This is a genomic window from Hymenobacter sp. ISL-91 (assembly GCF_018613725.1).
Lineage (GTDB): Bacteria > Bacteroidota > Bacteroidia > Cytophagales > Hymenobacteraceae > Hymenobacter.
Map to the genome: position 1 here is coordinate 63505 of NZ_JAGGPS010000016.1, position 13332 is coordinate 76836.

The 13332-nt window shown below is 57.1% G+C and carries 10 protein-coding genes; 9 read left to right on the forward strand and 1 reads right to left on the reverse strand.

Going from position 1 to position 13332, the window contains the following annotated elements; all coding sequences use genetic code 11:
* Positions 1 to 12 precede the first annotated feature (12 nt).
* The 8 genes from J7E24_RS08230 (at position 13) to J7E24_RS08265 (ending at position 11099) form a co-directional block, all read left to right on the forward strand.
* On the forward strand, positions 13 to 1779 hold the full coding sequence (locus tag J7E24_RS08230; protein WP_215137027.1) for an AMP-dependent synthetase/ligase: 1767 nt from the start codon (positions 13 to 15) through the stop codon (positions 1777 to 1779).
* Positions 1780 to 1917: 138 nt separating this feature from the next.
* Positions 1918 to 2688 (forward strand): carboxypeptidase-like regulatory domain-containing protein, encoded by a 771-nt coding sequence (locus tag J7E24_RS08235; RefSeq protein WP_215137029.1) that lies wholly within the window; start codon positions 1918 to 1920, stop codon positions 2686 to 2688.
* A gap of 137 nt (positions 2689 to 2825) precedes the next feature.
* Positions 2826 to 3308: a MarR family winged helix-turn-helix transcriptional regulator gene (locus tag J7E24_RS08240; RefSeq protein ID WP_215137031.1), complete on the forward strand. Its 483-nt coding sequence runs from the start codon at positions 2826 to 2828 to the stop codon at positions 3306 to 3308.
* Between the two features lie 145 nt (positions 3309 to 3453).
* A complete protein-coding gene (locus J7E24_RS08245; RefSeq protein WP_215137033.1) occupies positions 3454 to 5862 on the forward strand; it encodes a 3-hydroxyacyl-CoA dehydrogenase/enoyl-CoA hydratase family protein in 2409 nt (802 codons plus the stop codon).
* 39 nt (positions 5863 to 5901) lie between these two features.
* The gene (locus J7E24_RS08250) at positions 5902 to 6261 is read left to right on the forward strand and encodes a four helix bundle protein (protein WP_215137035.1); all 360 of its coding nucleotides are present in this window, start codon (positions 5902 to 5904) and stop codon (positions 6259 to 6261) included.
* Between the two features lie 49 nt (positions 6262 to 6310).
* The gene (locus tag J7E24_RS08255; protein ID WP_215137037.1) at positions 6311 to 7489 is read left to right on the forward strand and encodes an acetyl-CoA C-acyltransferase; all 1179 of its coding nucleotides are present in this window, start codon (positions 6311 to 6313) and stop codon (positions 7487 to 7489) included.
* A gap of 210 nt (positions 7490 to 7699) precedes the next feature.
* Entirely contained in the window at positions 7700 to 9487 is a 1788-nt protein-coding gene (locus tag J7E24_RS08260) for an acyl-CoA dehydrogenase family protein (protein ID WP_215137039.1), read from the forward strand.
* A 187-nt stretch (positions 9488 to 9674) separates the two neighbouring features.
* The gene (locus tag J7E24_RS08265) at positions 9675 to 11099 is read left to right on the forward strand and encodes a Glu/Leu/Phe/Val family dehydrogenase (RefSeq protein WP_215137041.1); all 1425 of its coding nucleotides are present in this window, start codon (positions 9675 to 9677) and stop codon (positions 11097 to 11099) included.
* A 139-nt stretch (positions 11100 to 11238) separates the two neighbouring features.
* On the opposite strand, the gene J7E24_RS08270 is transcribed toward J7E24_RS08265, so the two are convergent.
* On the reverse strand, positions 11239 to 12687 hold the full coding sequence (locus tag J7E24_RS08270) for a hypothetical protein (RefSeq protein WP_215137043.1): 1449 nt from the start codon (positions 12685 to 12687) through the stop codon (positions 11239 to 11241).
* 369 nt (positions 12688 to 13056) lie between these two features.
* Between J7E24_RS08270 and J7E24_RS08275 the strand changes: the two genes are divergently transcribed.
* A complete protein-coding gene (locus tag J7E24_RS08275) occupies positions 13057 to 13290 on the forward strand; it encodes a hypothetical protein (RefSeq protein ID WP_215137045.1) in 234 nt (77 codons plus the stop codon).
* The last annotated feature ends 42 nt before the right edge of the window (positions 13291 to 13332 follow it).

The following is a 13332-nucleotide window of genomic DNA, read 5'->3' on the forward strand; positions in this document are numbered from 1 at the left end:
AGTTTGTTGCCCATGGAAATTAGCCGCACGTTCGATATTCTGCCCCGTCTGCAGCAGAAGTACAATAAAGCCGACTGTCTGGCTGCCAAAATAGATGGCCGCTACCAGCCCATGAGTACCGACGAAGTGGTGCGGCAGGTGAACGAAGCCAGCTTGGGCCTGCGTGCGCTCGGTATCGGCAAGGATGATAAAGTGGCCCTGATTTCGCTGAACCGGCCTGAGTGGATGATTGCCGACTTCGCTATTGCCCAACTCGGGGCCGTGAGCGTGCCTATGTACCCCACCATCACCACCGAAGACTACAAGTTCATTTTCGCCGATGCCGGGGTGAAGGCCGTGCTGGTGTCCGACCAGAAGCTGCTCGACAAGGTGACCGAGGCCATTGAAGGCCTCGATGTGCCAGCTGAAAACGTGTTCAGCTTCGATAAGCTCGATGGTGCGCGCCACTTCGACGAACTGCTTGGAATGGGCCAGAAAGGCAACCCCGCCGACCTGGAGCCACTCAAAGCCGCTGTGCAGCCCGACGACCTGCTCACGCTCATCTACACCTCGGGTACCACTGGCAAGCCCAAAGGCGTAATGCTGACCCACAACAACATCCTCAGTAACTGCCGTAACTCCCAGCGGTTTGTGCCGGTAACCCAGAACGATAAGGCCCTGAGCTTCCTGCCGCTCTGCCACATTTTCGAGCGTATGGTTACCCACCTCTACCTCATCAATGGCGTAAGCATCTACTACGCCGAGAGCATGGAAACCATTGCCGACAACCTACGTGAGGTGAAGCCTGAAATCTTCACCACCGTGCCCCGCTTGCTGGAGAAGGTGTACGACAAGATTGTGGCCAAGGGCCATGCCTTGGAAGGCGTGAAGAAAAATATGTTCTTCTGGGCCCTCAACCTCGGCCTCAAGTACGACAACCAGCAGGACCACGGCTTCCTGTACAACACCCAGCTCAAGCTGGCCAATAAGCTCATCTTCAATAAGTGGCGTGAGGCGCTGGGTGGCAATCTGCGCTGCATTGTGAGCGGCGGCGGGGCCCTGCAGCCCCGCCTGGCCCGCGTGTTCTGGTCGGCCGGCATCCCCGTGATGGAGGGATACGGCCTCACCGAAACCTCGCCCGTTATTGCCGTGGGCGGCTACGACCCCGAAAACAACATGATCGGCACCGTGGGCCCCATCATCGATAATACAGAGGTCAAGATTGCCGCCGACGGCGAGATTCTGACCAAGTCGGAATCGGTAATGAAAGGCTACTACAACCAGCCCGAGCTGACGGCCAAGGAATTCGACGCCGACGGCTGGTTTCATACCGGCGACATTGGCGAGATGGTGGACGGCAAGTTCCTCAAAATCACCGACCGCAAGAAGGAGATGTTTAAGACCTCAGGTGGCAAATACATTGCCCCGCAGGTGCTGGAAGGCAAGATGAAAGAGTCGCCGCTCATCGAGCAGTGCATGGTGGTTGGCGACGGGCAGAAGTTTGCTTCGGCCCTCGTTGTGCCCTCTTTCGACGACCTGAAAGGCTGGTGTAAGCGTAACAACGTGTCCTCCGATGGTGGGCCTGCCGAGCTGGTGAAGAACGAGAAGGTGGTGAAGATGTACGAGGATCTGGTGCACAAGTACAACGAGGGGTTCGCCAAGTGGGAGCAGGTGAAGAAAATTGTGCTGCTGCCTGAGCTCTGGACCGTAGAGTCGGGCGAGATGACGCCCACCATGAAGGTAAAGCGCAAAGCTATTACCACCAACAACCAAAGCATTATTGAGGGCCTATACCAATAGGCGGTTCAGTGCTGAACTAAGCGCCAACGGCCGCCGTGGCGGGTCTGCATTCTGACGAAAGGATTATGCCCGGGACGTACGTTTCGGGCATACCTTTTGCCGGTCAGTCAGAACCTTATCCACTTACTACTTTGTTGTATGCACCTTTCTCTACGCCCTTTTATACTGGCTGCCACTGTAGCGGCCGGCAGCTTACTGGCTAGCTGCCGCCCTGATGCCGACCCGGCCCCATTGTCACCCGGCGCTATTTCCGGCATAGTTACGGCGCAAGATGAAACTGGCCGCCTCGAGTCAGCGGCAGGCATAACGGTTTCACTGAAGGGAATTCCCACCTCCCTTACCGCCACTACCGACGCCACGGGCAAGTTCGAATTCAGGAACCTGCCACTCGGCACGTACGACGCGACCTTCACGCGCGGCGACCTGGGTACCTCCCTGGCCAGTGCCATCGTACTCGACGCCCAGCGCCCAACAGCTGAACGCACCGTGCAAATGGGAAAGCCGGCTACTACCAGCATAACCAGCTTCACCCTGACGGGCCCCACACCACTACCCAATAGCATTCCCTACACACTGCAAGTAGCTTACAATCCAGCTCTTTATCCCAACGGATTCAGCTACATGATGTATATATCAAATAAGGCCAACGTGAGTAATACAGATCACATAGTGGCGTCTTATGCAAGTGCAGCAAGCGGGACTAACCGAACCCAATTATGGATTTCAATTGGTGGTTTAAAGGGGCGGGGCTTTGTGAGTGGTAGCACCGTGTATGTCGTAGCTTACGGTGCTCCAGTTTTCCACACCACATATCCCGGAATTACAGATGGCAGCAACGGTATTACTTCAGCAATTATTTCAAATCTGAATCCCGTTCGCTCGCCAGTTCTGTCGTTTATAATGCCTTAGATAGAAAGCCTTTTCAGGTTTGGCCCCGGCTCTAGCCTTTGTATAGGTGAAGGCTGAGGCCAAAACTTTTTTCGGGCAACATAGTATGCAAGCATAACATATTTTCCGTATGTTTACCGGACTTGCGACACTCTCCCATGACCCCCGAAGAAACCGTCGATTATAATATCAAGGTTGCCTGGCACGCCATTTCGCGCATGTACAATACGCAGGCGGCCAAGCACGATATTACCACCAGCATCGGTTTTGTGCTGCTGAACATCGACCAGGAAAACGGCACGCCCGCTACCAAAATTGCGCCCCTGTTGGGCCTCGAAACCCGCTCCCTGACGCGTATTCTGCGCTCAATGGAGGATAAAGGCCTGATTTATAAACAGGCCGACACCCAGGACAAACGTTCGGTGCGCATTTTCCTGACCGAGGATGGCCTGCGCAACAAGGAAATCTCGCGCCAGACCGTGCGGCACTTCAATCTGAAGGTGCGCGAGGAAATCCCGCAGAGCGAGTTGGATGTGTTTTTCCGCGTCGTGGGCCAGATTACCGGCATGATTGAGGGCAAAACGCTCTACGATAATTTCAAGCTGAAGCCCCTGCGCTCCGCCGAGTCATCGGCTACGTGACGGGGCTTTTTTAGTTGTCAGTTGTCAGTGCTTAGCTGTTAGTGGTTTCCCTTGTGAAAGTGAGGCCGGTCGCATGCAAATCATCCAAGCACTAACAACTGACAACTAAATCCTGACAACTAAAAACTAACCACTACCCACCACTATGAATCGTACCATCAAGAAAGTAGCCGTACTGGGCTCCGGGGTGATGGGCTCGCGCATTGCGTGCCACTTCGCCAACATCGGCGTGCAGGTGCTGCTACTCGACATTGCGCCGAAGGAGCTGCTACCCGCTGAGGAGGCTAAGGGCCTCAAGCTCGACTCGCCGGCCGTGAAGAACCGCCTCGTGAACAGCGCCCTGGAGGCTACCGTGAAGGCCAACCCTTCGCCGCTCTACCGCAAGGCCGACGTGAGCCGCATCAAAACCGGCAACTTCGATGATAACCTCAAGGATATTGCCGGCTGCGACTGGACGATTGAGGTAGTGGTGGAACGGCTCGACATCAAGCAGAGCCTGTTCGAGCGCGTGGAGCAGTTCCGCAAGCCCGGCACCCTGATTACGAGCAACACCTCGGGCATCCCGATTCATATGATGACCGAAGGCCGCTCCGACGATTTCAAGAAGCACTTCTGCGGTACGCACTTCTTCAACCCGCCCCGCTACCTGAAGCTACTCGAAATCATCCCAACCCCCGACACAGACAAGGATGTGGTGGATTTTCTGATGCATTACGGCGACCTATACCTGGGCAAAACCACCGTTTTGGCCAAGGATACGCCCGCGTTCATTGCCAACCGCGTGGGCGTGTTTGCCATCATGGATGTGCTCCAGGTGATGCAGGAACTGGGTTTGTCGGTGGAGGAAGTGGACAAGCTGACCGGTCCGGTTATCGGCCACGCCAAGTCGGCCACCTTCCGGACTTCCGATGTGGTGGGCCTCGATACACTGATGAACGTGGCCAACGGCCTCGCCCAGAACCTGCCCAACGACGAAGCCAAAGCCGTATTTGCGCTACCCGACTATCTGAAAAAGATGGGCGAGAACAAGTGGCTGGGCGACAAAACCGGCCAGGGCTTCTACAAGAAAACCAAGGACGACAAGGGCAAAACCGCCATTCTGGCCCTCGACCTGAACACGCTCGAGTACAAAGCCAGCCAGAAAATCAAGTTTGCGACTCTCGAAAGCACCAAGCCCATCGAGAAGCTGGCCGACCGTTTCAAGGTACTGGTAGCTGGCAAGGATAAGGCCGGTGACTTTTACCGCAAAACCTTCGCGGGCCTGTTTGCCTATGTGAGCAACCGGATTCCCGAAATCACCGATGCCCTCTACAAGATTGACGACGCTCTGCGCGCCGGCTTCGGCTGGGACATGGGCCCCTTTGAAACCTGGGATGCTTTAGGCGTGCAGAAGGGCTTGGAACTGGCCAAGGCCGAAGGAAAAACGGTAGCGCCCTGGGTAGAGGAAATGCTGGCCGCCGGCCACGAAACCTTTTATAAGGTGAATGAGGCGGGCGTAAAGCAGTTCTACGACATCGATAGCAAGAGCTATCAGGCCATTCCGGGCGTCGAGAACTTCATCATCCTCGACAACCTGCGCGCTACCGGCAAAGTGCTCTGGAAGAACGCCGGTGCTTCGGTGCTTGACCTCGGCGACGGTATCCTGAACGTGGAGTTCCACAGCAAGATGAACGCGCTGGGTTCCGACGTAATTCAGGGTTTGCTGAAGGGCGTGGAGCTGGCCGAAAAGGACTTCCGCGGCCTCGTGGTGGGCAACGACGCGCCGAACTTCTCGGCTGGCGCCAACTTGGGCCTCGTGTACATGTTCGCCCTCGACCAGGAGTATGACGAGTTGAACCTGATGATTGCCCAGTTCCAGCAGGCCATGATGCGGATGCGCTACAGCAGCATTCCGGTGGTAAGCGCGCCCCACGGCTTGGCCCTGGGCGGTGGCTGCGAACTGAACCTACACGCCGACCGCGTAGTGGCGGCGGCCGAAACATATATGGGCCTCGTGGAATTCGGCGTGGGCCTGATTCCGGCCGGTGGCGGCACCAAGGAAATGACCCTGCGCACCGCCCTCAAATACGAGGAAGGTGAGCCCGAATACAACCTGCTCCGCAACACGTTCATGACGGTGAGCACGGCCAAGGTGTCCACCTCGGCTGCCGAAGCCTTCGACCTGGGCTTCATGCGCCCCGGCGACGAAGTAGTGGTGAATTCCAACCGCGTGATTGCTCAGGCCAAGGCGGCCGCCATTGAGCTGGCTGATGCCGGCTACACCCAGCCGGTGCAGAAAACCAACATCAAGGTGCACGGCAAAGGGGCGCTAGGCATGTTCATGACCGGCGTACACGCCATGCGCCAGGGCAACTACATCTCCGACCACGACGTGAAGATTGCCAACAAGCTGGCCTTCATCATGTGCGGCGGCGACCTGAGTGCGCCGACTGAAGTATCGGAGCAGTACCTGCTGGACCTGGAGCGCGAAGCCTTCCTGAGCCTCACCGGCGAGCGGAAAACACTGGAGCGTATTCAGAGCATCCTCACGACTGGCAAGCCGTTGCGTAACTAGTATTGAGTGGTTGGTATTGAGTATTGAGACTTTCGTGCCATGCACCAATATAAAGAGCTAAAGGTGTGGCAGAAGGCAATGAGCATTACGAAGCTTACCTATAAGCTCTGCGAGGGTTTTCCCGATAATGAGCGGTACGGTTTAGTTTCACAGATGCGGCGGGCGGCAGTTTCAATGCCCTCCAACATTGCGGAAGGCGCCGGCCGGAACTCAAAGCTCGAATTCCGGCAGTTTCTGGCAATAGCCAATGGGTCGGCATACGAACTGGAAACCCAGTTGCTGCTCGCCAACTCATTTGGTTATATCTCGGCCGAAAGTCTCAATACCATTTCCATCGAACTCACCGAATTGCAGAAAATGCTGTTTGGCTTGCAAAAGTCTCTGATTGAAAAGCAGTAGCGCTGGAACAGCATCTAACTACTCACTTCTCACTACTCAATACTAAGAAATGAACGCATATATCGTAGCAGGTTACCGCACGGCCGTGGGCAAAGCCACCCGCGGCGGTTTCCGCTTCACCCGCCCCGACGACCTGGCCGCCGACGTTATCAAGCACCTTGTGGCCTCGGTGCCCGCCCTCGACCCTACGCGCATTGATGATGTGATTGTAGGTAACGCCGTGCCGGAAGCCGAGCAGGGCCTGCAAATGGGCCGCCTGATTTCGCTGTTGGCCCTGCCCATGAACGTGTCGGGCCTCATCGTAAACCGCTACTGCGGCTCGGGCGTGGAAACCATTGCCATGGCCACCGGCAAAATTGCCGCCGGCATGGCCGACTGCATTGTGGCCGGCGGCACCGAGAGCATGAGCATGGTGCCCACCGTGGGTTGGAAAACGGTGCCTAACTACAACCTGGCCCAGAAACACCCCGACTACTACCTCGGCATGGGCCTGACCGCCGAAGCCGTAGCCCAAGACTACAAGGTGTCGCGCGAAGACCAGGACCAGTTCTCTTACAACTCCCACCAGAAGGCCATCAAGGCCATTCAGGAGGGCAAGTTCAAGGAGCAGATTGTGCCTATCACAGTCAATGAAACCTACCTCGACCAATCCACCGGTAAGAAGAAAACCCGCTCCTACGTAGTGGACACCGACGAAGGCCCCCGCGCCGATACATCGTTGGAGGTGCTGGGCAAGCTGCGGCCGGTATTTGCGGCCAACGGCTCGGTAACGGCTGGTAACTCGTCGCAGACGTCTGACGGTGCCGCCTTTGTTATCGTGATGTCGGAGCGCATGGTGAAGGAGCTGAACCTGGAGCCGATTGCCCGCATGGTAACCTACGCCACCGAGGGCATCGACCCGCGCATTATGGGCATGGGCCCCGTGAAGGCCATTCCGAAGGCGCTGAAGCAGGCCGGCATGAAGCTGCAGGACATCGACCTGTTCGAGCTGAATGAGGCTTTCGCTTCGCAGAGCCTGGCCGTGATGCGCGAGCTGGAAATGGACCAGAGCAAGGTGAACGTGAACGGCGGCGCTATTGCCCTTGGCCACCCACTCGGCTGCTCCGGCGCCAAACTCAGCATCCAGCTGTTCCATGAACTGCGGGCCCAAAACAAGAAGTACGGTATGGTAACCGCCTGCGTAGGCGGTGGCCAGGGCGTAGCCGGCATCTACGAGCTACTGAAATAGCGCTTACAGCCCGCCGTCTATCTGCGAAGGATAACCGGCAATTTTGAAAACCCCGGAAGGTATTTCGGGGTTCTCTTTTCACAAAGTACTCGGCAAGCATAACAAATTTTGTTATCTTGCGCTACGAGTAACGGCCCGCCGCCTTACCCTGAGTAGTAGGCAAGCCGAACAGTTTTTCTCTCGATTTCCCACTTCAAATCTCACACTATCATGGAAGTAGCTAACCAGCTTGTAAAAGGCGGCGAGTTTATCATCAAGGAAACCGACGCTCAGGATGTGTTTACGCCCGCCGATTTTTCGGAGGAGCAGAACATGATGCACCAGACAGCCCTCGACTTCGTGGAGAAGGAGGTGTCGCCGCTACTTGACCGCCTCGATAACCACGAAGAAGGCCTCATGCGCGGCCTGATGGAAAAGGCCGGCGAGCTGGGTCTGTTCGGCGTGAGCGTACCCGAGCAGTTCGGCGGCCTCGACATGGACTTTCCTACCTCGCTGCGGGTAACCGAAGGCGTGGGCGGTGGCCACTCGTTCCCGGTAGCCTTTGCGGCCCACACGGGTATTGCCATGTTGCCTATTCTGTACTTCGGCAACGACGAGCAGAAAGCCAAGTACTTGCCCGGTCTCACCAATGGCGAGCTGATGGGCGCGTATTGCCTCACCGAGCCCGGCTCGGGCTCCGACGCGCTGGGTGCTAAAACCAAGGCCATGCCGACGGAAGACGGCGAGCATTACGTGCTCAACGGCCAGAAAATGTGGATTACCAACGGTGGTTTCGCCGACGTATTCATCGTGTTTGCGCAAGTTGACGGCGACAAGTTCACCGGTTTTATTGTCGACAAGGAAACCCCCGGCCTGACCCTCGGCAACGAAGAGCACAAGATGGGCATCAAGGGGTCCTCGACTCGCCAGGTATTCCTTTCCGACGCTAAAGTGCCGAAATCGGCCGTGCTGGGCGAGATTGGCAAGGGCCACCTGATTGCCTTCAATATCCTTAATATCGGCCGCATTAAGCTGGCTGCTGCCTGCCTGGGCGCCACCAAAATGTGCGCCACCCAGAGCGTGCGCTACGCCAACGAGCGGGTGCAGTTCAAGCTGCCCATCAGCAAGTTCGGCGCCATCAAGTTCAAGCTGGCCCAGCAGGCTATCCGGATTTATGCCGTCGAGTCGGCTATTTACCGGGCTGGCATGGACATCTTCCGTATGGAGCAGGAACTGCTGGCCAAAGGCCAGAGCCACAACGAAGCCCTGCTCGGTGCCGCCCGCGAGTTTGCCGTGGAGTGCGCCATTCTGAAAGTAGAGGGTTCGGAAGTGCTCGACTACGTGGTGGACGAAGGCGTGCAGATTTACGGCGGCTACGGCTTCTCGGCCGATTACCCCATGGACCGCGCCTACCGGGATTCGCGCATCAACCGCATCTTCGAGGGCACGAACGAAATCAACCGCATGCTGGCCGTTGATATGATTCTGAAGAAGGCGATGAAGGGCGAGCTGGATCTGATGGGCCCCGCCCAGGCCGTGCAGCAGGAGCTGATGGCCATTCCGGATTTCAACCTGGAAGAAGAAACCGGCCTGTTTGCTGCTGAGAAAAAGACCATTGCCAAGCTCAAGAAGGCTATTCTGATGGTGGCCGGCACGGCGGTACAGAAGTACATGAACTCGCTCGCCAAAGAGCAGGAAGTACTGATGAACATTGCCGACATGGCCATCAAGGTGTACACTGCCGAAAGCACCCTGCTGCGCGTGGAGAAGGAAGCCGCCGCCAAAGGCGAAGACGAACTGTCGACCCAAATAGACATTGCCCGCGTGTACCTCTACGACACCGTAGACCAGGTGAACAAGGCCGGCAAGGATGCCATTGGCACCATGACTGAGGGCGACGAGCAGCGTTTGCTGGCCATGGGCCTCAAGCGCTTCACCAAGGCCGATCTGTTCAATGCCAAAGAAGCCCGCCGCCGCATTGCCGACAAGCTGATTGCCGCCAACGAGTACGTTTACTAAAACCACGGATTATTAGGGCACTACCACGGGCTCCAGAGCCTGTTCCCGTTCTTACTGGTTATTTCTCGAAACAGCCGCCCCCGATTGGGGGCGGCTGTTTCTTTTGAGTAGCTTAACGGCCCCACACAACGCAACGGCGGCATCTGCCGTTTGCTGAGGTTACTATCCCACCCATTTCTCCCAACTTATGGCCAACGAACAAGCGAAGGGTAAGGCGTTTTACGACAGCGTCCTGCAGTTCTATGACCACGCGGCCAGCTTTTCGAAGCTGGCTCCCGGCATTATTGCCCAAATCCGAACCTGCAACAGCATCTACAAGGTAAACTTCCCGGTTGAAGTAGATGGGCAGGTGCAGGTATTTGAGGGCATTCGGGTGCAGCACAGCCACCACAAGCTGCCCAGCAAGGGCGGCATCCGGTACAGCATGCACGTCGATGAGGATGAGGTAATGGCCCTGGCTACGCTCATGACCTTTAAGTGCGCCCTTGTAGACGTACCCTTTGGGGGGGCCAAGGGGGGCGTGAAAATCAACCCGCGCACAACTTCCGTACAAACCCTGGAGCGCGTTACGCGCCGCTACGCCAGCGAGCTGATTAAGAAAAACCTGATTGGCCCCGGCATGGACGTGCCCGCGCCCGACTACGGCACCAGCGGCCGCGAAATGGCCTGGATTGCCGATACCTACATGACGTTCAAGTACGGCGACACCAATGCGCTGGGCTGCGTAACGGGCAAGCCCGTAGGCCAGGGCGGCATCCGGGGCCGGACCGAGGCAACCGGCCTGGGCGTGTTCTTCGGGCTGCGCGAAATGCTGCTCGATGAGGTGATGACCAAAAAGGTGGGCCTCACACCGGGTATTGAGGGCAAGCGAATTATTGTGCAGGGCCTGGGCAACGTGGGCTATCACGCCGCCAACTTCTGCCACAAAGCCGGCGCGCTTATTACCGGCATTGCCGAGCGCGAAGGCGGCATTTACAGCGAAAAGGGCCTGGATGTAGCCGCCGTGTTCAAGCACCGTGAGGAAACGGGTTCCATCCTGGGGTTCGAAGGGGCTAAGGACCTGGCAGACTCGCTGGAACTGCTGGAGTACGAGTGCGACGTGCTGCTGCCCGCGGCCCTGGAAAACCAGATCCATGAGGGCAACGCGGCCAAAATAAAAGCCAAAATTATAGCCGAGGGCGCCAACGGCCCCACTACCCAACCCGCCGAAAAGATCCTGCTGGAGCGTGGTATCCTCATCCTGCCCGACCTCTACTTAAACGCCGGTGGCGTTACGGTATCGTACTTCGAGTGGCTGAAAAACCTGTCGAATGTGCGTTTTGGGCGCATGGGCAAGCGGGCCGAAGAAGGGGCCATGCGCCGCTTGGTAGCCACCATTGAGCGCACCACTGGCCGCACCGTTTCGGAAGAGGAGCGGCAGTCCATCATCCATGGGGCCGACGAAATCGACCTCGTACACTCGGGCCTCGAAGACACCATGATTACCGCCTATCAGTCCATCCGCAAGGTGATGGACGAAGTGCCCGGCATCACCGACATGCGCACGGCGGCCTTCTATACTGCCATCGAGAAAATCGGCGTCAGCTACCAGTCGCTCGGTATCTTCCCGTAATCTTGTTAGCTGTTAGCTGTTAGCTGTTAGCTGTTAGCTGTTAGCTGTTAGCGAAAAGCGCCCCTCCCCACATGTATGGGGGAGGGGCGCTTTCGTTTCCGGCCACAAAATCCGGGCGTTTCGTTACAGTCTCTGGTCCCTACTTGAGCACGATTTTATTAAGCATCAGGGCCGCCGACTTCTTGCTGGGGCGGCTGACGCCGATAATGGTTTTGGGGTCGAGCCAGGCCGTGAAATCCTTGACGTAGGCCAGGTTCTGGTCGGCGGCCACATTCAGGCCCAGACCTTTCGGCTCGCTTACCACACCCGTCGGCACGTTCAGGCGGCGCAGGTACAAGTCAGATTTCCCCTTGATTTTCTCCCAGGTAAGCAGCTGTACCTCCGGGCCGAACACGGCAGCCCGGTAGCTAATGCTGCTGTAGCCGTCGGCGGCGGGAGCAACCTGGTCTTTGGCCACGATACTGCGCCAGCTGGGCGTCAGGAACTCGTTGTAGCCGAACAGGTGTAACTCGCGGGTGTGGCCGGGCGAGCCTTCGCCGCCCTCCTCGTATTTCTTTTCGGCCAGCACTACCACCTGCTTGTCGTCGGTGAGCAGCACATCGGTCAGGTACACGTCTTCGAGGCGCTTGGCGGGCGTGCCGCCCACGGCCTTGTTCACCTCAGCTAGGTAGTCGGCCGCCAGCAGCACTTCGGGGGCAAACTTCATGTCGCTTTCGCCTGCAAAATCGAATTTTACCAGCTTAAGGCTGTGGTAGAGGCCGGTTGCCCGCTCGTTGCAGATGGCCGCGGCATACAGCGTGTTATCGGGCCGCAGCACGAAGCGCGAGTCGAAAATATTCACCACTTTTCCTCCAAACGTACCGCCTACCGACACTGACATTACCTTCACATCGGGCGAGTCGTTGCGGTAGCGGCGCACACTGAGTTTCTTCATCTGGTCGCCGGCCAGCGTCACAAACTGGGTGCCGTCGTTGCCAACATGCACCGTCACGGAGAAAAAGTCGCCCTGGTCGTGAAAATCGTAGCTGCGGTCTTTCAGCTTCTGTAGCTTTTCATCGTACACGCTGGCACTGATGACCTTGATCTGGTTGCTTTGGGTGAGGTAGCGCCAAGCCACCAGCTGGCTGCCATCGGGCGAGAAGGCTACGCCAGGCCGCCGGTCGCGCGCGTTGGCTTCTACCAGCGTTTGGGCGGGGCTTTTGCGGCCATCGGCCAGGCCCAGGGTGTAACCTACCAGGCGCTGGCTTCCGGCCGTGTTTTGGTAAACCACCACCGTCGCCTGTTCGCTGCTCTGGCTGAAGCCGTCCACCACTTCGCTCGCACCCAGCGGTAGGGCCGTGCTCCAGCGGCGCTTCAGGTCGGCATCGTAGCGCTCCACAGCGTATTGGTCGGCAGTCTGGTGAGCCAGCACAAGAAAGCCGCCATCGGGCAGCGGCAGGGTTTTGCGGCTCACGCGCTGGTTGTAGCGGTCGGTTCGGGTTTCGGGCAGGTAGCTGAAAGCGGCCGATTTCAGGCGCTGGGCCGAGGCCGGCTGGTAGACCAATAAAGCCAGCACAAGACTAGCGACGAGCGGGATAGTGAAACGCACAGGCAAAAAAGGCTTTATGACACAGCGGGCTGAGTCCCGCAAAGTTGTACTCTTCAAAGGTACCTAACTTTTAGTTGAACAAACGCCAGGCGGCTTATCTATAGAATTATCAAAGCCTTAGGTAGGTTACGGTCGAGCAAAAGACTACTTTTGCGGGCCGAAACGCAACCCGACCGAAAGCCTTTCGTTTGAAGGGGCGTCGGTAAAGGAGGCTAACCTAGTCGAGGTGGCGTTATTACCACGTTTCTTATAAAGTGAGCCAGCCATATATAGTCGGGCTCGCCATCGAAAATAGGAAAGCACCGAATTCTGTACCTGTTGCGGCGTAGTTCTTGCTGCCCGCTTTACACGCTTAATTTCTTCTACTTTATGAAATCTTTACTCCGCTTTGTTTTGATGATTTCCCTGGTCGTTATTGGGAAGCTTAACACTACACCAGCCGACTCGCAGCTAACCTCAAACGACGAACCCCTGTGGATAATTCCGGCGCATAGCACCTCGTTGCACAAGTTATCATCTGACGCAGAAACCAGGTTATTGTCCGAAAGCGGCAAGTTTCGCTCCTGGCAACTACTCCGCACCACTTCCGATAAAAACGAATAAACGGCATCAGTTTCCCTTAACGGCTCTTCAGGAGCCGTTTTT